Annotated in this window: 27 protein-coding genes; 6 read left to right on the forward strand and 21 right to left on the reverse strand. The window is 70.4% G+C overall.

Features of this window, described 5'->3' with window-relative positions:
* Window positions 1-3 precede the first annotated feature (3 nt).
* The 13 genes from rplN to ACQ1X7_RS07265 all read right to left on the reverse strand — a co-directional run bounded on the left by rplN (window position 4) and on the right by ACQ1X7_RS07265 (window position 7,530).
* The gene (gene rplN, locus ACQ1X7_RS07205; RefSeq protein ID WP_432477486.1) at window positions 4-372 is read right to left on the reverse strand and encodes a 50S ribosomal protein L14; all 369 of its coding nucleotides are present in this window, start codon (window positions 370-372) and stop codon (window positions 4-6) included.
* A 97-nt stretch (window positions 373-469) separates the two neighbouring features.
* Window positions 470-736, reverse strand: coding sequence for a 30S ribosomal protein S17 (gene rpsQ, locus ACQ1X7_RS07210; protein ID WP_432477487.1), 267 nt, complete (start codon window positions 734-736; stop codon window positions 470-472).
* Window positions 733-993, reverse strand: coding sequence for a 50S ribosomal protein L29 (gene rpmC / locus ACQ1X7_RS07215; RefSeq protein WP_432477488.1), 261 nt, complete (start codon window positions 991-993; stop codon window positions 733-735). The genes rpsQ and rpmC overlap by 4 nt, the downstream gene beginning before the upstream one ends.
* Window positions 993-1,412: a 50S ribosomal protein L16 gene (rplP, locus tag ACQ1X7_RS07220; protein WP_432477489.1), complete on the reverse strand. Its 420-nt coding sequence runs from the start codon at window positions 1,410-1,412 to the stop codon at window positions 993-995. The genes rpmC and rplP overlap by 1 nt, the downstream gene beginning before the upstream one ends.
* Window positions 1,413-1,415: 3 nt before the next feature.
* Window positions 1,416-2,291 carry a 30S ribosomal protein S3 gene (gene rpsC / locus ACQ1X7_RS07225; protein ID WP_432477490.1) on the reverse strand — a complete coding sequence of 292 codons (876 nt, stop codon included), beginning with the start codon at window positions 2,289-2,291 and terminating at the stop codon, window positions 1,416-1,418.
* Window positions 2,291-2,728: a 50S ribosomal protein L22 gene (rplV, locus tag ACQ1X7_RS07230; protein WP_432477491.1), complete on the reverse strand. Its 438-nt coding sequence runs from the start codon at window positions 2,726-2,728 to the stop codon at window positions 2,291-2,293. Before rplV ends, rpsC begins: the two co-directional genes overlap by 1 nt.
* 42 nt (window positions 2,729-2,770) lie before the next feature.
* On the reverse strand, window positions 2,771-3,052 hold the full coding sequence (rpsS, locus tag ACQ1X7_RS07235) for a 30S ribosomal protein S19 (protein WP_110182960.1): 282 nt from the start codon (window positions 3,050-3,052) through the stop codon (window positions 2,771-2,773).
* A gap of 16 nt (window positions 3,053-3,068) precedes the next feature.
* Window positions 3,069-3,902, reverse strand: coding sequence for a 50S ribosomal protein L2 (rplB, locus tag ACQ1X7_RS07240; RefSeq protein ID WP_432477492.1), 834 nt, complete (start codon window positions 3,900-3,902; stop codon window positions 3,069-3,071).
* A 25-nt stretch (window positions 3,903-3,927) separates the two neighbouring features.
* A complete protein-coding gene (gene rplW, locus ACQ1X7_RS07245) occupies window positions 3,928-4,224 on the reverse strand; it encodes a 50S ribosomal protein L23 (RefSeq protein WP_432477493.1) in 297 nt (98 codons plus the stop codon).
* On the reverse strand, window positions 4,221-4,868 hold the full coding sequence (gene rplD, locus ACQ1X7_RS07250) for a 50S ribosomal protein L4 (protein ID WP_432477494.1): 648 nt from the start codon (window positions 4,866-4,868) through the stop codon (window positions 4,221-4,223). The genes rplW and rplD overlap by 4 nt, the downstream gene beginning before the upstream one ends.
* A 2-nt stretch (window positions 4,869-4,870) precedes the next feature.
* Window positions 4,871-5,545 (reverse strand): 50S ribosomal protein L3, encoded by a 675-nt coding sequence (gene rplC, locus ACQ1X7_RS07255; protein ID WP_432477495.1) that lies wholly within the window; start codon window positions 5,543-5,545, stop codon window positions 4,871-4,873.
* Window positions 5,546-5,564: 19 nt separating this feature from the next.
* The gene (gene rpsJ, locus ACQ1X7_RS07260) at window positions 5,565-5,873 is read right to left on the reverse strand and encodes a 30S ribosomal protein S10 (RefSeq protein ID WP_008360994.1); all 309 of its coding nucleotides are present in this window, start codon (window positions 5,871-5,873) and stop codon (window positions 5,565-5,567) included.
* Window positions 5,874-6,228: 355 nt separating this feature from the next.
* The gene (locus ACQ1X7_RS07265; protein WP_432477496.1) at window positions 6,229-7,530 is read right to left on the reverse strand and encodes an MFS transporter; all 1,302 of its coding nucleotides are present in this window, start codon (window positions 7,528-7,530) and stop codon (window positions 6,229-6,231) included.
* Between the two features lie 113 nt (window positions 7,531-7,643).
* Between ACQ1X7_RS07265 and ACQ1X7_RS07270 the strand changes: the two genes are divergently transcribed.
* Complete coding sequence (locus ACQ1X7_RS07270; RefSeq protein ID WP_432477497.1) at window positions 7,644-8,051, forward strand: hypothetical protein; 408 nt, start codon at window positions 7,644-7,646, stop codon at window positions 8,049-8,051.
* Here the strand turns inward: ACQ1X7_RS07270 and trmB are convergent.
* Complete coding sequence (gene trmB, locus ACQ1X7_RS07275) at window positions 8,023-8,760, reverse strand: tRNA (guanosine(46)-N7)-methyltransferase TrmB (RefSeq protein ID WP_432477498.1); 738 nt, start codon at window positions 8,758-8,760, stop codon at window positions 8,023-8,025. The two genes, ACQ1X7_RS07270 and trmB, sit on opposite strands and share 29 nt — an antisense overlap.
* A gap of 95 nt (window positions 8,761-8,855) precedes the next feature.
* Here trmB and ACQ1X7_RS07280 point away from each other — a divergent pair, with 95 nt between their 5' ends.
* From ACQ1X7_RS07280 to ACQ1X7_RS07295, 4 genes are read left to right on the forward strand one after another with little or no spacing between them, the layout of a single operon-like run.
* Window positions 8,856-9,656 carry a hypothetical protein gene (locus tag ACQ1X7_RS07280; RefSeq protein WP_432477499.1) on the forward strand — a complete coding sequence of 267 codons (801 nt, stop codon included), beginning with the start codon at window positions 8,856-8,858 and terminating at the stop codon, window positions 9,654-9,656.
* Between the two features lie 46 nt (window positions 9,657-9,702).
* Window positions 9,703-11,046 (forward strand): transaminase, encoded by a 1,344-nt coding sequence (locus ACQ1X7_RS07285; protein WP_432477500.1) that lies wholly within the window; start codon window positions 9,703-9,705, stop codon window positions 11,044-11,046.
* A 52-nt stretch (window positions 11,047-11,098) separates the two neighbouring features.
* On the forward strand, window positions 11,099-11,551 hold the full coding sequence (locus ACQ1X7_RS07290) for a helix-turn-helix transcriptional regulator (protein ID WP_432477501.1): 453 nt from the start codon (window positions 11,099-11,101) through the stop codon (window positions 11,549-11,551).
* Between the two features lie 9 nt (window positions 11,552-11,560).
* Window positions 11,561-12,007, forward strand: coding sequence for a VOC family protein (locus ACQ1X7_RS07295; protein ID WP_432477502.1), 447 nt, complete (start codon window positions 11,561-11,563; stop codon window positions 12,005-12,007).
* Between the two features lie 367 nt (window positions 12,008-12,374).
* Here ACQ1X7_RS07295 and tuf read toward each other — a convergent pair whose 3' ends face one another.
* The 6 genes from tuf to ACQ1X7_RS07325 form a co-directional block, all read right to left on the reverse strand.
* Window positions 12,375-13,568, reverse strand: a complete 1,194-nt coding sequence (gene tuf / locus ACQ1X7_RS07300) for an elongation factor Tu (protein WP_432477503.1) — start codon at window positions 13,566-13,568, stop codon at window positions 12,375-12,377.
* A 67-nt stretch (window positions 13,569-13,635) separates the two neighbouring features.
* Window positions 13,636-15,747, reverse strand: a complete 2,112-nt coding sequence (gene fusA / locus ACQ1X7_RS07305) for an elongation factor G (protein WP_432477504.1) — start codon at window positions 15,745-15,747, stop codon at window positions 13,636-13,638.
* Window positions 15,748-15,826: 79 nt separating this feature from the next.
* Window positions 15,827-16,297 carry a 30S ribosomal protein S7 gene (gene rpsG / locus ACQ1X7_RS07310; protein WP_432477505.1) on the reverse strand — a complete coding sequence of 157 codons (471 nt, stop codon included), beginning with the start codon at window positions 16,295-16,297 and terminating at the stop codon, window positions 15,827-15,829.
* A gap of 1 nt (window position 16,298) precedes the next feature.
* On the reverse strand, window positions 16,299-16,673 hold the full coding sequence (gene rpsL / locus ACQ1X7_RS07315; RefSeq protein WP_432477506.1) for a 30S ribosomal protein S12: 375 nt from the start codon (window positions 16,671-16,673) through the stop codon (window positions 16,299-16,301).
* Between the two features lie 184 nt (window positions 16,674-16,857).
* Window positions 16,858-18,129, reverse strand: a complete 1,272-nt coding sequence (locus ACQ1X7_RS07320; RefSeq protein WP_432477507.1) for an MFS transporter — start codon at window positions 18,127-18,129, stop codon at window positions 16,858-16,860.
* Window positions 18,126-18,575, reverse strand: coding sequence for a MarR family winged helix-turn-helix transcriptional regulator (locus ACQ1X7_RS07325; RefSeq protein ID WP_432477508.1), 450 nt, complete (start codon window positions 18,573-18,575; stop codon window positions 18,126-18,128). Before ACQ1X7_RS07325 ends, ACQ1X7_RS07320 begins: the two co-directional genes overlap by 4 nt.
* 200 nt (window positions 18,576-18,775) lie before the next feature.
* On the opposite strand from ACQ1X7_RS07325, the gene ACQ1X7_RS07330 reads away from it, so the two are divergent.
* Window positions 18,776-19,306 carry a GrpB family protein gene (locus tag ACQ1X7_RS07330; protein WP_432477509.1) on the forward strand — a complete coding sequence of 177 codons (531 nt, stop codon included), beginning with the start codon at window positions 18,776-18,778 and terminating at the stop codon, window positions 19,304-19,306.
* Here the strand turns inward: ACQ1X7_RS07330 and ACQ1X7_RS07335 are convergent.
* On the reverse strand, window positions 19,299-20,774 hold the full coding sequence (locus ACQ1X7_RS07335) for an NCS2 family permease (RefSeq protein ID WP_432477510.1): 1,476 nt from the start codon (window positions 20,772-20,774) through the stop codon (window positions 19,299-19,301). The two genes, ACQ1X7_RS07330 and ACQ1X7_RS07335, sit on opposite strands and share 8 nt — an antisense overlap.
* Window positions 20,775-20,784: the final 10 nt, after the last annotated feature.

The following is a 20,784-nucleotide window of genomic DNA, read 5'->3' on the forward strand; positions in this document are numbered from 1 at the left end:
GGGTCAGATCACCTCCGGCGCGAGCGAGACGATCCTCATGAACCGCTTCTCGCGCAGCTCGCGACCGACGGGTCCGAAGATGCGGGTCCCGCGCGGCTCGCCGTCGGCCTTGAGGATGACGGCGGCGTTCTCGTCGAAGCGGATGTAGGACCCGTCGGAGCGACGGCGCTCCTTGACGGTGCGCACGACGACGGCCTTGACGACGTCGCCCTTCTTGACGTTGCCGCCGGGGATCGCGTCCTTCACGGTGGCGACGACGACGTCACCGATGCCGGCGTAGCGACGGCCCGAGCCACCGAGCACACGGATGCAGAGGATCTCCTTGGCACCCGTGTTGTCGGCGACCTTGAGTCGCGACTCCTGCTGAATCATGTCTGTCTCTCCTTGTCGCCCCGGTTCTCACGTGCGGTGAGCCTGGGGGAACTCGTGGTCGGATCCGGGCGGCGCCCGGGTCAGATCTGGTGGCCCGTTACTTGGCGCGCTCGAGGATCTCGACGACCCGCCAGCGCTTGGTGGCCGACAGCGGGCGGGTCTCCATGATCCGGACCCGGTCACCGATGCCGCAGTCGTTCTGCTCGTCGTGCGCCTTCAGCTTCGAGGTCTTGCGCATGACCTTGCCGTAGAGGGCGTGCTTGACCCGGTCCTCGACGGCCACGACCACGGTCTTGTCCATCTTGTCCGAGACGATCAGGCCCTCCCGGACCTTGCGCGTGCTGCGCGTCTGCTGCTCGCTCATGCGGAAGCACCCTCCTTGTCAGATGCAGCCTCGTCAGCGCCGGGAGTCGACCGGATGCCGAGCTCACGCTCGCGCACCACGGTGTAGATCCGGGCGATGTCCTTCTTGACCGTGCGGAGCCGGCCATGGCTCTCCAGCTGGCCGGTGGCCGCCTGGAAGCGGAGGTTGAACAGCTCCTCCTTGGCCTCGCGCAGCCGCGCCTCGAGGTCGATGTCGTTCAGCTCGTCGAGCTCGTGGGCCTTGAGCTTGTTCGCCATCAGAATTCACCTGCCTCACGGGACACGAACCGGCACTTCATCGGGAGCTTGTGGATCGCGCGGCGCATCGCCTCGCGGGCCGTTCCCTCGTCCACGCCGGACAGCTCGAACATGACGCGACCGGGCTTGACGTTGGCCACCCACCACTCGGGCGAGCCCTTGCCGGAACCCATCCGGGTCTCGGCCGGCTTCTTGGTCAGCGGACGGTCGGGGTAGATGTTGATCCACACCTTGCCGCCACGCTTGATGTGACGGGTCATGGCGATACGGGCGGACTCGATCTGGCGGTTGGTCACGTAGTGACCCTCGACCGCCTGGATGCCGAAGTCACCGAACGCCAGGGTGGTCCCACCCTTGGCCACACCACGCCGCTTGGGGTGGTGCTGCTTGCGGTGCTTGACGCGACGGGGCATCAACAACGCTCAGCCCTCCGTTCCGGTGGTTCCTGAGGTGGCGCCGGAGGCGCCCTCTCGAATGGCAGTGCCATCGGTGGTGGCGGGCGCCGCCGCGGGGGCCGCCTCCGCCGCGGGAGCGGCCTCGGTGGCGCGGTCGGCGCGGGACGGACGGTCACCACGCGAGCCACGGCTCGGACGGTCGCCGCCGCGGGACGGGCGGCCGCCGCGGCCGGGGACGCCGGCGCGGGCAGCAGCCTGGGCCTGGCGCTCGGCACGGGTGCCGGCGACCTCGCCCTTGTAGATCCAGACCTTCACACCGATCCGGCCGAAGGTGGTCTTCGCCTCGTAGAAGCCGTAGTCGATGTCGGCCCGCAGCGTGTGCAGCGGGACCCGGCCCTCGCGGTAGAACTCGGTGCGCGACATCTCGGCGCCGTTGAGGCGGCCCGAGCACTGGATCCGGATGCCCTTGGCGCCGGAACGCATCGAGGTCTGCATGGCCTTGCGCATGGCGCGCCGGAACTGCACCCGGCCCGCGAGCTGCTCGGCCACGCCCTGGGCGACCAGCTGAGCGTCGATCTCGGGGCTCTTGACCTCGAGGATGTTCAGCTGCACCTGCTTGCCGGTGAGCTTCTCGAGCTCGCCACGGATCCGGTCGGCCTCGGCGCCACGGCGACCGATGACGATGCCGGGACGCGCGGTGTGGATGTCGACGCGGACCCGGTCACGGGTGCGCTCGATCTCCACCTTCGCGATGCCGGCCCGCTCCATGCCCTTGGACAGCAGCTTGCGGATCGCGACGTCCTCGCCGACGTACGACTTGTACAGCTTGTCGGCGTACCAGCGGGACTTGTGGTCCGTGGAGATGCCGAGGCGGAAGCCGTTCGGGTTGATCTTCTGGCCCATCAGGCACGCCGTCCCTTCTTGACGTTCTTGGCGGCCGCGACGACCTCCGCGGGCTGGACCGCCAGGGTGATGTGGCTGGTGCGCTTCAGGATCCGGGTGGCCCGGCCCTGTGCGCGCGGCCGCCACCGCTTCATCGTCGGGCCCTCGTCGACCTGGGCGACGGAGACCACCAGGTCGCCACGGTCGAGACCCTCGGTGGTCCCGGCGTTGGCGATGGCGCTCTCCAGCACCTTGTAGACGGTCTGGGCCGCGGCCTGCGGTGCGAACTGCAGCAGCGCGAGGGCCTCGTCGACGGGCAGGCCGCGCACCATGTCGACGACACGGCGGGCCTTCATCGGCGTGATCCGCACGAAGCGGGCGCTCGCGAAGGCTCCCGGCTGGTCGCCGAGCAGCGACTCGCGGCGGGCGCTGGTGCGCCGGCGCTCGGTAACGCTCATGATCTTTCGACTCCAGTCACTGTGTACGACTTGGGGGCACCGTCAGCGACGGCGGCCCTTCCGGTCTTCCTTCACGTGCCCGCGGTAGGTGCGGGTCGGGGCGAACTCCCCGAGCTTGTGGCCGACCATGGAGTCGGTCACGAACACCGGGACGTGCTTGCGGCCGTCGTGCACCGCGATCGTGTGGCCGATCATGGCCGGGACGATCATCGAGCGACGAGACCAGGTCTTGATGACGTTGTGGCTGCCCTTGTCGTTCTCGGCGTCCACCTTCTTCATCAGGTGGTCGTCGACGAAGGGGCCCTTCTTCAGGCTGCGAGGCATCTTCTATCTCTCCTGGTCAGCGCTTCTTGCCGGTACGGCGGCGACGGATGATCTGGGAGTCGGAGGCCTTGCGCTTGCGCGTCCGGCCCTCGGGCTGGCCCCACGGGCTGACCGGGTGGCGACCACCGGAGGTCTTGCCCTCACCACCGCCGTGCGGGTGGTCGACGGGGTTCATCACGACACCGCGGACGGTCGGGCGCTTGCCCTTCCACCGCATCCGGCCGGCCTTGCCCCAGCTGATGTTGGACTGCTCGGCGTTGCCGACCTCGCCGACCGTGGCGCGGCAGCGCACGTCGACGAAGCGCATCTCGCCGGAGGGCATCCGCAGCGTGGCGCGCGACCCCTCCTTGGCGACCAGCTGGGCCCGGATGCCCGCGGAGCGCGCGATCTTGGCGCCGCCACCGGGCCGCAGCTCCACGCAGTGGATCGTGGTGCCGACCGGGATGTTGCGCAGCGGCAGGTTGTTGCCGGGCTTGATGTCGGCGTTGGGGCCGGACTCGATCGTGGCGCCCTGGACGACGCCGACCGGGGCGATGATGTAGCGCTTCTCCCCGTCGGCGTAGTGCAGCAGCGCGATCCGGGCGGTGCGGTTCGGGTCGTACTCGATGTGGGCGACCTTGGCCGGAACGCCGTCCTTGTCGTAGCGACGGAAGTCGATGATCCGGTAGGCCCGCTTGTGACCGCCGCCCTGGTGACGGGTGGTGATCCGGCCCTGGTTGTTGCGGCCGCCCTTCTTGGGCAGCGGACGGGTCAGCGACTTCTCCGGCGTGGTCCGGGTGATCTCGACGAAGTCGGCCACCGAGGAGCCGCGACGGCCCGGGGTGGTCGGCTTGTACTTGCGGATAGCCATGTCTCTCGTTCCTTCGTGGCGCGGCTCAGGCGCCGAAGATGTCGATGCGGTGGCCCTCAGCGAGGCTGACGATGGCGCGCTTGGTGTTCGCGCGCTTGCCGATGCCGTAGCGGGTACGGCGGGACTTGCCCTGGCGGTTGATCGTGTTCACCGAGGTGACCTTGACGTCGAAGATCTTCTCGACCGCGATCTTGATCTCGGTCTTGTTGGCGTCGGGGCGCACCAGGAAGGTGTACTTGTTGGCGTCGAGGAGGCCGTAGCTCTTCTCCGACACCACCGGCGCGATCAGGACGTCGCGGTGGTCCTTGTGCAGCGTGCTCACTTGTCGCCCTCCTCGGCCTTGGCCGACTTGTCGCTGGTGGCGGCCGCCACGAACGCGTCGTAGGCGCCCTTGGTGAACACCACGTCGTCGGAGGCCAGCACGTCGTAGGTGTTGAGCTGGTCGACCGCGACGATGTGCACCTCGGGCGCGTTGCGCAGCGAGAGCCAGGTCAGCGAGTCGGTCCGCTCGAGCACCACGAGGAACCGGGTCCGGTCGGACAGCCCACCGAGAGCGCTCAGGGCGGTCCGGGTGGACGGCTTGTCGCCGCTCACCAGGGCGTCGACGACGTGGATCCGGTCGTTGCGGGCCCGGTCGGACAGGGCGCCACGGAGCGCGGCGGCCTTCATCTTCTTGGGGGTCCGCTGGGCGTAGCTGCGGGGCTGCGGTCCGTGGACGGTGCCACCGCCGGCGAACTGCGGCGCCCGGGTCGAGCCCTGGCGGGCGCGGCCGGTGCCCTTCTGCTTGTAGGGCTTGCGGCCACCGCCGCGGACCTCGCCGCGGGTCTTGGTGGCAGCGGTGCCCTGGCGGGCCGCGGCCTGCTGGGCCACCACGACCTGGTGGATCAGCGGGACGTTGACCTCGACGTCGAAGATGGCGGCGGGGAGGTCGACCTTGACGGTCTTGGTCTTGTCGGTGGTAGCCATGGTCAGACCGCTCCGTTCTCAGGGCTCTTCTTCGCGGCGGTGCGCAGCACGACCAGGCCGCCCTTGGGGCCGGGCACGGCGCCCTTGACCAGGATCAGGCCCTTGTCGGTGTCGACCGCGTGGACGGTGAGGTTCTGGGTGGTCACCGTGTCGGTGCCCATCCGGCCGGCCATCCGGACGCCCTTGAAGACGCGGCCCGGGGTGGCGCAGGCGCCGATGGAGCCCGGCTTGCGGTGGTTGCGGTGGGCACCGTGGGAGGCGCCGACACCGGAGAAGCCGTGGCGCTTCATGGTTCCGGCGAAGCCCTTGCCCTTGCTGGTGCCGGTCACGTCGATCTCGTCGCCGGCGGCGAAGGTGTCGACGCCGAGCTCCTGGCCCACCGCGTACGACGCGGCGTCACTGGTGCGGATCTCGACCACGTGGCGGCGAGGGGTGGTGCCGGCCTTGGCGAAGTGCCCGGCGCTCGGCTTGGTGACCTTGCGGCCCGCGATCTCGCCGAAGCCGACCTGGACGGCGTTGTAGCCGTCGGTCTCGGGCAGGCGGACCTGGGTGACCACGTTGGTGGACGCGGCGATCACGGTCACGGGGACGACCCGGTTGTCGTCGTCCCAGAGCTGGGTCATGCCGAGCTTGGTGCCCAGCAGGCCCTTCACGTTCCGTTCGAAAGTGGCAGTCATCGTGGGTGCTCCTCGGCCCTCAGAGCTTGATCTCGATGTCGACGCCGGCCGGCAGGTCCAGGCGCATCAGCGAGTCGACGGTCTTGGGGGTGGGGTCGATGATGTCGATCAGGCGCTTGTGGGTGCGCATCTCGAAGTGCTCGCGGGAGTCCTTGTACTTGTGGGGCGAGCGGATGACGCAGTAGACGTTCTTCTCGGTCGGCAGCGGCACCGGGCCGGCGACCTTGGCACCCGTACGGGTGACGGTGTCCACGATCTTGCGCGCCGAGGTGTCGATCACCTCGTGGTCATAGGCCTTGAGCCTGATGCGGATCTTCTGTCCCGCCATAGGTCTCTCTCGTCCTTCGTCGTAGTCGGTGCCGCGTCTGGGTCCGGAGGCCCCGGTCGGGGTCCGGCGCTGCCTCCGCCACCCCCTCGGCCTCCGACCCCCGCGGTCGGGCGTGTCGCGCATCTGAGGCGCAACACGAGGCCGCGTGGATGAAGCTGTGCGTTGGTGGCGCCCGACCTCGGGTCGGGCCGATCGGGTCTCACGGTGCGGTGCGGCCACACAGGGACCACCGGCACGTGCTCGTGAGACGCGATTCAGTAGTCAAGATGTGTGGTGCACCCCGGCAACCCGCCGAAGCAACCGGACCATCTTGGCAGACGGCCCCCGGGTGCGCCAAATCGGTTGGGAGTCTGGCTCAGGCGGTGGTCTCGAGGTCGGGCCGCCGTGGCACCAGCAGGCAGGCGACGGCGGCGGCCAGGCACAGTCCCCCGGCCGTCAGCCAGGCCAGCAGGTAGTCACCCTGGGTGGTGCGGATCCAGCCCGCGAAGCTGGCCGCGACGCCGGCGCCGACCATGTGGGAGGCGAACACCCAGCCGAAGACCACGCCCGACCGCTCGATCCCGAAGTGCTGGCGGCACAGCGCCACCGTGGGCGGCACCGTGGCCACCCAGTCGAGCCCGTAGAAGAGGACGAACACGAACAGGCTGGGCTCGACGTGCGGCCCGAGGAGCATCGGGACGACCAGCAGGGACAGCCCCCGCAGCCCGTAGTAGGCGAACAGCAGGTAACGGCTGTCGACGCGGTCGGTGAGCCAGCCGCTCGCGACGGTGCCGACGATGTCGAAGATGCCGATCAGCGCCAGCAGGGTCGCGCTGGTGGTGGCCGGCATGCCGTGGTCGTGCGCCGCGGCAATGAAGTGGGTGCCGATCAGGCCGTTGGTCGACCAGCCGCAGATCCAGAAGGTGCCGACCAGGATCCAGAAGGTCCCGCTGCGGGAGCAGTCACGCAGCGTGGACAGGGCGAGCGCGGCCGCTCCGGGCCTCCGGCGTCCGACGGGCGGGGCGGGGGCGGGCACCTGGCCGACGGTCGGGTCGGCGCCGTACGCCGTGGTGCCGACGTCGGCGGGGTGGTCCCGCAGCAGCGCCCAGACCGCGGGGACCAGCAGCAGCGCGAACCCCGCGACGATCGCGGCGGCGTACCGCCACCCGGGCCCGGCCGCCAGCGCCGCGATCACCGGCAGGAACACCAGCTGCCCGGTGGAGCTGGCGGCGCTGAAGACGCCCACCACGACGCCCCGATGGCGCACGAACCAGCGGTTGGCGACGATCGCGCCGAACACCAGGGCGATCGAACCGGTCCCGATCCCGACCGCGAACCCCCACAGCAGCCAGAGCTGCCAGGGGCTGGTCATCACCAGCGTCAGCCCCGACCCCACGGCGACCAGCAGCAGCGACGCCGAGACGACCCTGCGCAGCCCGAACCGCTCCATCAGGGCGGCGGCAAAGGGGGCGGTGAGGCCGTAGACGATGAGGTTCAGGCTCACCGCACCGCTCGTGGTCGCTCGCGACCAGCCGAACTCCTCCTCGAGCGGCACCAGGAGCGCCCCGGTCGAGGAGCGGAACCCCGCCGCGGCCACCAGTGCCGCCATGGTCACGGCGGCGACCCACCACGCCCGGTGGAGACCGCGCCCGGTGCGGCGGGGCAGCGTCTGGGTCACGGCAACCCATCGTAGGAGCGTCCGGCGCACCCTGGTGTGGGCGTTCCTGCCACGAGATGTCGACTTGCTGCCGGACTCTGGCCCCCCGGCGCCCTCCCGCCTACCGTGGACCCATGTCGGGCGTGGTCTACCTCGCCGGGGTCACCGCCGTCGCCGCTGTCGTGATCGCGGTGTTCCTGTATGCGCCCGCAGGTGTGCGCGCCGTGCAACGGCTCGGCGTCCGGCGCGGGCTGATCGCCCCGGACCCGCCGGTGCTGCCGCCCCGCGTCGAGCGCCTGGCCCGCGACCTGCAGCGGATCCGGGCCGACCTGGCCGGCCTCGACCCCCACACGCCGGTCGCCCGCCGGCGCGGGGTGCTCGCGGCGTACGACGACACCCTGGCGGACGCGTGCCGGGCGATGGGGCTCGTCGACCCGCTGGCCGACGTCCCCGAGGGCATGGACCGCGAGGTCGCCCGGCTGGAGGTCGAGGAGCTGCTGGTCGCCGCCGGTCTCATCCCCGCACGTACGCCAGGTCGGTGATCGTCCGCCCTGCGGCGATCCCCTTGCGCTCGAACTTGGTGACCGGCCGCTCGGCCCAGCGTTCCACCGTTCCGCCCGACAGCGACGGCTGCGCGTCGAGCGCCTCGCGCATCTGGTCGGCGTAGTCGGCCCAGTCGGTCGCCAGCCGCCACCAGCCGCCGGGCCGCAACCGGGACGCAGCGAGCGCTGCGAAGCCGCCGTCGACGAGGCGCCGCTTGTGGTGCCGCTTCTTCGGCCACGGGTCCGGGAAGAAGGTCCAGAGCTCGGCCAGGGAGTCCGGCGCGACCACGTGCCGGAGCACCCAGGCCGCGTCCACCGAGCAGAACCGGACGTTGACCGCCCCCGCGGCCGCCACCTCGGCGAGGGCGCTGGCGACCCCCGGCCGCCAGACCTCGAGGGCCAGCACGTCGTGGTCGGGACGCGCCGCCGCCAGCACCCCGGTGGCCTCCCCCACGCCCGGGCCGATCTCGACGACGAGCGGGGCCTCGCGCCCGAACCAGTCGGCCAGCCGGAAGCCCCGGTCGTCGACGGCGTCGTCGGGGATCACCCAGCTGTCGGCGTGCGCCTCCCAGGCCGCGGTCTGCGACGGGGTGAACCGGCTGCCGCGGCGCGAGTAGCTGAGGACCTCGCGCATCCGGCGGCCGTCCTCGGTCAGCCGCTGGTGGGGCCGGGCCGGGCGGACGCCGGGCCGGTCGGTGTCGTCGTCCATGTCGGGTCGAAGGTACGCCGACCGGTCGGCCGCGCTCAGGGCGGGTGCAGCGGCGGTTCAGGCGCGCTTCAGCGACCGGGGCGCACGGTGGGGGAATGAACCTGCACCGGACCGCCACCATCATCACGGTGGTGCTGCTCGGCCTCGCCGGCTGCACCACGACCGCCGGGACGCAGGCCGGGTCCGCGACCCCGCTGCCTCGGGGCGACCAGCCGGCCGACCTCGACCCGGCCGACTTCACGGCGAACTCCGACCACCGGTTCTTCCCACTCGATCCTGGGCGCCGGTGGGTCTACCGCGAGACCGACGGCGAGGGCGGCGTCCTCGAGGTGGTGGTCACCGTGACGTCGGAGACCCGCAGAGTGGCCAACGGCGTCGAGGCGCGGGTGGTGCGCGACACCGTGACCGAGGACGGCGAGGTCATCGAGGACACCTTCGACTGGTACGCCCAGGACTCGAGCGGCAACGTCTGGTACCTCGGGGAGGACACGGTGGAGCTCGAGGACGGCGAGGTCGTGACCCGCGAGGGGTCGTTCGAGGCCGGGGTCGACGGCGCCCTCCCGGGCGTGATCATGCCCGCGGAGCCGCAGCCCGGGACGTCGTACCGCCAGGAGTGGTACGCCGGGCACGCCGAGGACAACGGCGAGGTGCTCGCCAACGGCCAGCAGGCACAGGCGTCGGCCGGGCACTACACGGACGTGCTCCTCACCGCCGACACCACCACGCTCGAGCCGCGGGTGCTGGAGTACAAGCTCTACGCACCGGGCGTCGGCCTGGTGCTCACGCTGGACGCCTCCAGCGGCTCCGGCCGCGAGTCTCTGGTCTCGACCAGGACGGTCGGGGACGCAGCCGCCCGGGAGGCCGGCACGGCTCCGCTCGGGACGCCGTACGCCTGACCGGCGACGGTCGCCACGGGGCGCGGGGCGGCCCTAGATTGCCTCCATGATCGACCGCGACCGCCTCGCCTCCCTGCGTGCCGACGAGGAGGCCCGGTTCGTGGCGCTCCACCCACGGTCGGCCGAGCTCGCCGCCGAGGCCGGGCGGTCGCTGCTGGCCGGGGTGCCGATGCCGTGGATGACGCGGTGGCCGGGCGGATTCACGGTGTTCGTGGCGTCGGCCACCGGAGCTCAGCTCACCGACGTCGACGGTGTCCGGTACGTCGACCTGTGCCTCGGCGACACCGGAGCGATGACCGGGCACGCGCTGCCCGAGGTGGTCGCCGCGATCGACGCCCAGGCGCCCCGCGGGATCACCACGATGCTGCCCTCCGCGGACGCGAGCTGGGTCGCCGAGGAGCTGACCCACCGCTTCGGGCTCCCCCGCTGGCAGTTCGCGATGTCGGCGACCGACGCCAACCGGTTCGTGCTGCGGTTCGCCCGTCACCTGACCGGCCGGCCCCGGATCGCGGTGATGGACTGGTGCTACCACGGCACCGTCGACGAGACCCTCGCCGTGCTCGACGGCGACCGGGTGGTGCCGCGCCCCGGCGCGATGGGACCACAGGTCGACGTCGCCATGACCACGGCGGTCGTCCCGTTCAACGACCTCGAGGCGCTGGACCGGCGGCTCGCCGAGGGCGACGTGGCGGCGCTGCTGATGGAGCCCGCGCTCACCAACATCGGGATCGTGCTGCCGGAGGAGGGCTACTCGGAGGCGGTCCGGGGGATCACCCGCCGCCACGACGTGCTGCTCGTCATCGACGAGACGCACACGCTGTGCGCCGGCCCCGGCGGCTGCACCGCGGCCTGGGGCCTCGAGCCCGACCTGCTCGTGGTCGGCAAGCCGATCGCCGGTGGCGTGCCGCTGGCGGCGTACGGCATGAGCCGCGACGTCGCCGACCGCCTGCTCGCCCCGATGCTGAGCGCCGAGGCCGACGTCTCGGGGGTCGGCGGCACCCTCACCGCCAACCCGCTGGCGCTCGCCGCCGCCCGGGCCACGCTGTCGAGCACCCTCCGCGAGGAGGACTTCGCCGTCGCGGTCCCCCTCGCCGCGCGGTTCACGGCGGGGGTCGCGGAGGTGATCGCGCGCCACGGGCTGCCGTGGCACGTGCAGCGGCTGGGCTGCCGGGCGGAGTACTGGTTCTGCCCCCCGCCCCGCGACGGCGCGGCCGCCGCCGCGGCGACCGACGAGGACCTGGAGGGGCTGCTGCACCTGTGGTGCCTGAACCGCGGCGTGCTGCTGACCCCGTTCCACAACATGGCGCTGTTCAGCCCACACCACACCGAGGCGGACGTCGACCGCCACACCGAGGTGTTCGCCGACGCCGTGGCCGCCCTGGTCGGATGATCCGCCCCTGCGAAGGGAGAGCGTCGCTGCGCTTCGCTCTGGGACCCGGACGATGACCGGGCGGCGCCGCGTCCCCGGCGACGTCCTGGTCCACCTGCGTCGGGCGCGCGACCCCCTCGACCGCCACTACTCCGAGGAGTTCGCCCTCGACCTGCTCGCGGGGCTCGCCGGCATGAGTCGCTACCACTTCGTGCGGTCCTTCGCCGCGACGTACCGGACCACCCCCGCCGCCTACCTCGCCGCCCGACGCGTCGAGCGGGCGCAGGACCTGCTGCGTGCCGCCAACCTGACGGTCACCGAGGTGTGCCATGCGGTGGGCTACTCCAGCCTCGGCTCGTTCAGCTCGCGCTTCCGCGAGATCGTCGGGGAGTCACCGAGCGAGTTCCAGCGCCGGTACGCCGCCGCCGGCAACCCCCGCATCCCGGGCTGCTACGTGTTCATGGCGGGGCTGGTCGAGCGAGGGTCCGCAACGCAGGAGAAGCGCGGGGACGCCGACCCTTCCTAGGGTCGTCGCATGATCACCAACATCTCGCTCCTGTCACTGTGGGTGAAGGACATCGACGAGTCCCTCGCCTTCTACACCGACGTCCTGGGCTTCGAGGCCGGCGACGACATCATGCTCGGGCCGGACTTCCGGTGGTGCACCATCAAGCACCCGAAGCAGCCCGAGATCCACATCCACCTGACCACCCCGGCCGGCCCGACCCTTCCGGACTACCTGATCGAGGCCATGAACCGCGCCCAGGACGAGGGCGGGCTGCCCGGGATCGGCCTGAACGTCGACGACTGCCGCGCGACGTACGAAGACCTGACGAGCAAGGGCGTGGAGTTCCTGCAGGAGCCGGAGGACCGGCCGTACGGCGTCGAGGCGCTGATGCGGGACAACTCCGGGAACTGGATGGTGCTGGTCGAGCCCCGGGAGTACACCCCCGAGGACTTCGAGGGCGCGGACCTCGGGTGACCTGGGGTGAGCGCCAGGCCAGGCCTGCCGACTCCTGCGCCTCGGCCACGCAGAACTGGTTGCCGTCGGGGTCGGCGAGGGTGACCCAGTTGTCGTTCTCGTCCCCCCGCCGCCCCCGACCAGCGTGGCGCCTGCCGCGGGCAGCCGGTACCCCGGGTGGTGTGTGTGGGTAGTAAGCGACATCCATGTCGTCGATCCGGCCTGGGGACGACGCAGATGTCGGGTACGACGAAGCCCCCGAGCCGCTGGGCTCGGGGGCTTCGTGGTGGATCAGCCGGTCGGACCGGCGAGGATCACTTCGTGATCTGGGTGACCCGGCCGGCATCGAGCGGAGTCGGCCACCCTCGAGGGTGGCCGACTCGTCGAATCACTTCGTGATCTTGGTGACCCGGCCGGCGCCGACGGTGCGGCCACCCTCACGGATCGCGAACCGCAGGCCCTCGTCCATGGCGATCGGCTGGATCAGCTCGACGGCCATCTCGGTGTTGTCACCGGGCATGACCATCTCGGTGCCCTCGGGGAGGGTCACGACGCCGGTCACGTCGGTGGTCCGGAAGTAGAACTGCGGACGGTAGTTGTTGAAGAACGGCGTGTGACGGCCGCCCTCCTCCTTCGAGAGGATGTAGACGCTCGCCTCGAAGTTGGTGTGCGGGGTGGTGGTGCCGGGCTTGCACACGACCATGCCGCGCTCGACGTCCTCGCGCTTGGTGCCGCGGAGCAGGAGGCCGACGTTCTCACCGGCCTGGCCCTCGTCGAGCAGCTTGCGGAACATCTCGACACCGGTGACGGTGGTCTTCTGCGAGCCCTCGCGGATGCCGAGGATCTCGACCTCCTCGTTGACCTTCACGATGCCCCGCTCGATGCGGCCCGTGATCACGGTGCCGCGACCGGTGATGGTGAAGACGTCCTCGACCGGCATCAGGAACGGCTTCTCGGTGTCGCGCTCCGGGGTCGGGATGTAGTCGTCGACGGCCTGCATCAGCTCGAGGATCGACTCGCCCCACTTGGCGTCGCCGTTGAGGGCCGGGAACGCGGCCACCTTGACGACCGGGATGTCGTCGCCCGGGAACTCGTACTCGGAGAGGAGCTCGCGCACCTCCATCTCGACGAGCTCGACGAGCTCCTCGTCGTCGACCATGTCGCACTTGTTGAGCGCCACGACCAGGGCCGGCACGCCGACCTGGCGGGCGAGCAGCACGTGCTCACGGGTCTGCGGCATCGGGCCGTCGGTGGCGGCGACCACGAGGATCGCGCCGTCCATCTGCGCCGCGCCGGTGATCATGTTCTTGATGTAGTCGGCGTGCCCGGGGCAGTCGACGTGCGCGTAGTGGCGGTTCTCGGTCTGGTACTCGACGTGCGCGATGGAGATGGTGATCCCGCGCTGGCGCTCCTCGGGAGCCTTGTCGATCTCGTCGAACGGCGTGAACGGGTTGAGGTCCGGGTGCGCGTCGTGCAGCACCTTGGTGATCGCCGCGGTCAAGGTGGTCTTGCCGTGGTCGATGTGACCGATCGTACCGATGTTGACGTGCGGCTTGGTCCGCTCGAACTTCGCCTTAGCCACTGTGGGCTCCTCCTGGTGTGGTGTGTTTCTGACTCGTGTTTCGGTTACTGGGTGCCGAGGGCCCGGACTACTCGCCGCGGACCTTCTTGACGATCTCGTCGGCGATGTTCGAGGGAACCTCGGCGTACGAGTCGAACTCCATCGAGTACGACGCCTGACCGGAGGTCTTGGACCTCAGGTCGCCAACGTACCCGAACATCTCGGACAGCGGCACGAGGGCGTTGATGACCATGTCACCGTGACGCTCCTCCTGTGCCTGGATCTGGCCACGGCGGCTGTTGATGTCGCCGATGACGGTGCCGAGGAAGCTCTCCGGCGTGGTCACCTCGACGGCGAACATCGGCTCCAGCAGCACCGGCTTGGCCATGCGGGCGGCCTCCTTGAAGGCCTGGTTGCCGGCGATCTTGAAGGCCAGCTCGGAGGAGTCGACGTCGTGGTAGGCGCCGTCCTCGAGGGTGAACTTCACGTCGACCATCGGGTAGCCGGCGAGGACGCCGAACTCCATGGCCTCCTGGCCGCCCTGGTCGACCGACGGGATGTACTCCTTCGGCACCCGACCACCGGTGACGTTGTTGGCGAACTCGTAGCCCGCGCCGGTCCCGGTCTCGGGGTCGATGTTGGGGCCGAGCGAGATGACGACCTTCGCGAACTGACCCGAACCACCGGTCTGCTTCTTGTGGGTGTAGCTGTGGTTCGTGACCTCCTTGCGGAGGGTCTCGCGGTAGGCCACCTGCGGCTTGCCGACGGTCGCCTCGACGCGGAACTCGCGCTTCATCCGGTCGACGAGGATCTCCAGGTGGAGCTCGCCCATGCCGGCGATGATCGTCTGCCCGGTCTCCTCGTCGGTGTTGACCGTGAAGGTGGGGTCCTCGTCGGACAGCCGCTGGATCGCCATGCCCAGCTTCTCCTGGTCGCCCTTGGTCTTGGGCTCGATGGCGACCTCGATCACCGGGGCGGGGAAGGTCATCGACTCCAGGACGACCTGGTGGCTGGCGTCGCAGAGCGTGTGACCGGTCTTGGTGTCCTTCAGGCCCATGACCGCCACGATCTGGCCGGCGCCGACCGACGCGATCTCCTCACGCTTGTTGGCGTGCATCTGGTAGACCTTGCCGATCCGCTCCTTGCGGCCGTTGACCGAGTTGATCACGCTCGAGCCGGCCTCCAGCTTGCCGGAGTAGACCCGGACGTAGATCAGCTTGCCGAGGTGCGGGTCGGAGGCGATCTTGTAGGCGAGGCCGGAGAACGGCTCGTCGTCGGAGGGCCTGCGGACGATCTCGGTCTCCTCGTCGTTGACCGCGTGGCCCACGATGCCCTCGACGTCGAGCGGCGAGGGGAGGTACTTGACCACGGCGTCGAGCAGGGGCTGCACACCCTTGTTCTTGAACGCCGTGCCGCACAGCACCGGGTTGACCTTGTCGGCCAGGGTGGCGCGACGGATCGCGTCCTCGAGCTCCTCGACGGTGAACGACTCGCCCTCGAGGTACTTCTCCATGACGTCGTCGTCGGCCTCGGCCAGCGTCTCCAGCAGCTTCTCGCGGTACTCGTCGGCCTGGGCCTGGAGCTCGGCGGGGATCTCCTCGACCTCGTAGTCCTCGCCCATCTTGGTCTCGCCGCGCCAGGTCAACGCGCGCATGCCGACCAGGTCGACGACACCGAGGAAGTCGGACTCCGCGCCGATGGGGAGCTGGAGCACCAGCGGGGTGGAGTTGAGCCGCTCGACCATCATGTCGACGCACCGGAAGAAGTCGGCGCCGGTGCGGTCGAGCTTGTTGACGAAGCACATCCGCGGCACGGAGTACTTGTTGGCCTGCCGCCAGACCGTCATGGTCTGCGGCTCGACGCCGGCGACGCCGTCGAACACGGCCACGGCGCCGTCGAGCACCCGGAGCGAGCGCTCGACCTCGGCGGTGAAGTCGACGTGCCCCGGGGTGTCGATGATGTTGATCTGGTGGTCCTTCCACCAGCAGGTGGTCGCGGCCGAGGTGATGGTGATGCCGCGCTCCTGCTCCTGCTCCATCCAGTCCATGACGGCGGCACCGTCGTGGACCTCACCGATCTTGTAGGAGATGCCGGTGTAGAACAGGATGCGCTCGGTGGTCGTCGTCTTGCCGGCGTCGATGTGGGCCATGATGCCGATGTTGCGGACGACGTTGAGGTCGGTGGTGATGTCGACAGCCACTGTGTCAGCGTTCCTCAGGTAGTGGGGGATCCGGTGGTCAGCGGGTGGTACGCCCCTCGGGGCGTCCACCCGCCTGACGTCACCAGCGGTAGTGGGCGAAGGCCTTGTTGGACTCGGCCATCTTGTGGGTGTCCTCGCGCTTCTTCACCGCGGCACCGAGGCCGTTGGAGGCGTCGAGGATCTCGTTCATGAGGCGCTCGGACATGGTCTTCTCGCGCCGGGCCTGGGCGTAGCCGACCAGCCAGCGCAGCGCCAGCGTCGTGCCGCGCGTGCCCTTGACCTCGATCGGCACCTGGTAGGTCGCACCGCCGACGCGGCGGGACTTGACCTCGATGGCCGGCTTGACGTTGTCGAGCGCGCGCTTGAGCGTGATGACCGGGTCGGTGCCGGTCTTGTCGCGGCAGCCCTCGAGGGCGCCGTAGACGATGCGCTGGGCGACCTGCTTCTTGCCGTCCTGGAGCACCTTGGAGACCAGCTGGGTCACCAGCTGGGACCCGTAGACCGGGTCGACGTCGATCGGCCGCTTCGGCGCGGGACCCTTGCGCGGCATATCAGCTCTTCTCCTTCTTGGCGCCGTAACGGCTGCGGGCCTGCCGGCGGTTCTTGACACCCTGGGTGTCGAGGGTGCCGCGGATGATCTTGTAGCGGACGCCGGGCAGGTCCTTCACCCGGCCACCGCGGACGAGCACGATGGAGTGCTCCTGCAGGTTGTGCCCCACGCCCGGGATGTACGCCGTGACCTCGACGCCGCTCGACAGCCGCACGCGGGCGACCTTGCGGAGGGCGGAGTTCGGCTTCTTCGGGGTGGTCGTGTAGACGCGGGTGCAGACGCCACGGCGCTGCGGGGATCCCTTCAGGGCAGGCGTCTTGTTCTTCGACACCTTGTCCTGGCGGCCCTTGCGGACCAGCTGGTTGATGGTGGGCACCGGGGTGGTTCCCTTTCTGTGGTCAGATCTTCAGTACCGGGCACGGTGCCCAGCACGGGATGTTGCGATGGAGCGGTGTGCCTGTGTGGGCGCGGGATCGAGATCCGGGCGCGCGCAACGGTCTGGTCGTCCCAGACACGAGGATCGAGGCTACTCCGCGCCTGAACGGCGGTCAAAACGGCGGTCAGGCCGCTGCCGCGGCCTCCCTGACCTCGCCGGCGGGCGCGACGCGCCCGACCTCGGGGGTCGGGCGGGTGCGGAGGTAGAGGACGCTGGCCACGAGCACCCCCACGGCGGTCGCCAGCCCACCCAGCCACAGCGTCCAGCGGGCGCCGGCCACCTCGCCTATCCAGCCGACGAGCGGCGCGCCGAGCGGGGTGCCGCCGATGAAGATCATCATGTAGAGCGCCATCACCCTCCCCCGCATCCCGGGGTCGGTGTTGAGCTGCATGAAGGTGTTGGCGGCGGTGATCATCGTCAGGGCGCTGAGGCCGAGCAAGGGGGTCATGAGCGCGAAGGCGGCGTACGTCGGCATCGACCCGGCGACGATCTCGACGGCCGCGAAGGTGAGCGCGGACAGCACGATGAGTCGCTGCCGGACCCGGACCCGGCGGGCGGCGAGCAGGGCTCCGGTCAGCGAGCCCACGGCCATGAAGGTGCCGAGCAGCCCGTACTCGGTCGCGCCCTTGCCGAAGACCTCGGTGGCCATGAGCGCCGACGTGAGCTGGAAGTTGAGGCCGAAGGTGCCGGTGAAGAACACGATCGCGAGGACCAGGAGCAGGTCGGGGCGGCCGCGGACGTAGCGGACCCCGGCACGGATCTGACCGGGCTCGCGACGCACCGGGTCGGGGCTGTGGAGCAGCCGCGCGTCGAGGGAGCGCAGCGAGAGCACCGGTGCGACGTAGCTGACGGCGTTGAGGAGGATCACCCAGCCGGTGGCGACCACGCCGCCACCGAGGGCGGCGATCAGCACGCCGGCCACGGCCGGTCCCACGATCCGGGCGGCGTTGAAGCTGGCCGAGTTCAGGCCCACGGCGTTGGTGAGGTCGTCGTGGTCGACCAGCTCGGAGACGAAGCTCTGCCGGGCGGGCGCGTCGAACGCGGACGCGACGCCGAGGGCCAGCGCGAGCGCGTAGACGTGCCAGGTCTGGGCGACGCCGGTCACGGCCAGCAGGCCGAGGACCAGGGCGGGCACGGCCATGCCGACGTTGGTCAGGATCAGCAGGCGGCGCTTGGGGATCCGGTCGGCGACCAGGCCGGCGACCGGGGACAGGAGCAGGAACGGGAGGAACTGCAGCCCGGTGGTGATGCCGAGCGCGGCACCACTGGCCGTCAGCTGCAGGACCAGCCAGTCCTGGGCGACGCGCTGCATCCAGGTGCCGGTGTTGGAGACGACACCACCGAGGGCGTAGCGGCGGTAGTTGGGGTTGCGGAGGGAGCGGAAGGTGGGACTCAACTAGCGGAGAGCCTTTCGAGGATCGGGGCCGCCTCGCGGAGGACGGCACGTTCGTCAGGGGTGAGCTCGGCGAGCCGGCGGGCGAGCCAGGCGTCGCGGCGGCGGCGGTCGGCGAGGAGGGTCGCGCGGCCGGTGTCGGTCAGCACGACCACCACCTGGCGACCGTCGGTGTCGTGGGGACGACGGCGCACGTGGCCGAGGTCCTCCAGGCAGGTGACGGTCCGGGTCATCGACGGCGGCTGCACGCGCTCGAGCGTGGCCAGCTCGCCGACGGTGAGCTCGCCGTGGCGGTGGAGCGACCCGAGCACGGCCATCGCGTTCAGGCTCAGCTCGTTGTCGGGGTGGCGCTCGTTGGCCAGCCGGCGTCGCAGCCGCATCACCGAGAGCCGGAGCTGGGAGGCCAGACCGGCGTCGGTGCGCGCTGCCTTCTCGACCGTGGGGGACATGTCGTTAGCATAACTCATTACCTGTGCTAACTATTCCGCTTCCGGTCACGTCGCCGACGTCCGGGCCGAGGACGGTGGTTGAGAAGGGCCGGCAAGGCCCGTCTCGAGACCACCACCACGAGGAACAGCCACCCCGCGAGGTACGCCGGCACGACCCTGGCGGCCAGGGTGCCGTTTCGGTGCAGCGTTAGCCTCCGGGGATGGTCGAGTACCTGTTGCCACCGGCCCCGGGCGAGGACGTCGTGCTCGTCGCCTACGACGAGGCGTGGCCGGCGACCTACGCCCGCCAGGAGTCACGCATCCGGTCCGCCCTCGGCGAGACGGTGGTGGACGTGCAGCACGCCGGGTCGACGTCGGTCCCGGGCCTGACGGCGAAGCCCGTCATCGACATCGTCCTCGTCGTGCCCGATCCCGACGACGAGGCGGACTACGTCCCGGCGCTCGAGGCGACGGGCTACGTGCTCCACCTGCGCGAGCCCGAGTGGCACGAGCACCGCCTGCTGCGGGAGGGCGAGGGACAGCGGGTGAACCTGCACGTCTTCGGGCCGGGGTGCGAGGAGGTCGCGCGGATGCTGGCGTTCCGTGACCACCTGCGGCGGGACGAGTCGGACCGGGCGCTGTACGAGCGCACCAAGCAGGAGCTCGCCGGCCGCACCTGGGCCAAGGTGCAGGACTACGCCGACGCCAAGTCCGGCGTCGTCACCGACATCATGGGCCGCGCCCTCAGGTGACCAGGCCGGTGATCGGGCTGATCGCGAAGTAGACGACGAACAGGACGGCCACCACCCACATCAGCGGGTGGATCTCGACGGCCTTGCCCCGGACCACCTTGAGCAGGACGTACGCCAGGAACCCGGCGCCGATGCCGACGCTGATCGAGTAGGTGAACGGCATCAGCACGATGGTGAGGAACGCCGGGATCCCGACCTCGAGGTCGTCCCACTCGATGCCCTTCACCTGCTGCATCATCAGGAAGCCGACCAGCACCAGGGCGGGGACCGCGGCCTCGTTCGGGACGATCTCGACCACGGGCGCGATGAACATGGCCAGCAGGAACAGGACGCCGGTCACGACGCTGGCGAGGCCGGTGCGTGCGCCGTCGGCCACACCCGAGGCCGACTCGATGTAGGAGGTGTTGCTCGAGACGCTTGCGGCGCCACCGGCGGCCGCGGCGATCGAGTCGACGACCAGGATCCGCTGGGTGTTCGGCGGCATGCCCTCCTCGTCGAGCAGGCCCGCCTCGGCGCCGATCGCGGTCATGGTGCCGAGGGTGTCGAAGAAGTCCGAGAGCAGCAGCGTGAACACGAAGAGGGCCGAGATGACGATGCCGGCGTTCTCCCAGGACCCCAGGAGGTTGAACTCGCCGAGCAGCTGCAGGTCGGGCATCCCGAACAGGTCCGACGGCCACGCCGGGACGTTGAGGTTCCACCCGAGGGGGTTGACCTCCTCGCCCGCCACGGTGGGGCCGACGTCGGCGACCGTCTCGACGATGATCGCGACGACCGTCATCACCACGATCGAGATCAGGATCGCGCCCTTGACCCGCAGCGCGTAGAGCGAGAACAGGAGGGCGAGGCCGAGGCAGAACACCGCCACCGGCCAGCCCTGCAGCTGCCCGCCGATCCCGAGCTCCACGGGCACGGGGCCGACACCGGTACGGCGTACGAAGCCGGCGTCGACGAGGGCGATGATGGTGAGGAACAGGCCGATCCCGACCGAGATCGCGATCTTCAGCGGCGCCGGGACCGCCCGGAACACCGCCTCGCGGAAGCCGGTGAGCACGAGGACCAGGATGAGCACGCCCTCGATCACCACGAGGCCCATCGCGTCCGCCCACGTCATCTGGCTGGCGATCGAGAAGGTGACGAAGGCGTTGAGGCCCAGGCCCGCAGCCAGGGCGAGCGGGAAGTTGGCCGCGACGCCCATCAGGATCGTGACCAGGCCGGCGACGAAGGCCGTCGCGGCCGCCACGGCGGCGAAGTCGCCGCCGGCGAGCAGGTCGCCGTTCGAGTCCGTGCCGCTGAGCAGGATGATGGGGTTCAGGACGATGATGTAGGCCATCGTCAGGAAGGTGACGACGCCGCCGCGGATCTCACGCGTGACCGTCGAGCCACGCTCGGTGATCTTGAAGTAGCCGTCGAGACCGCCCCTGGAGGAGCGGGTGCCGGCCTGCGGGCCGGGCTGGGTCTGCTCGCTCACGGGCGCAGTG

Origin of the sequence: Nocardioides sp. GXQ0305 (genome assembly GCF_050880345.1) — a bacterium.
GTDB lineage: Bacteria > Actinomycetota > Actinomycetes > Propionibacteriales > Nocardioidaceae > Nocardioides.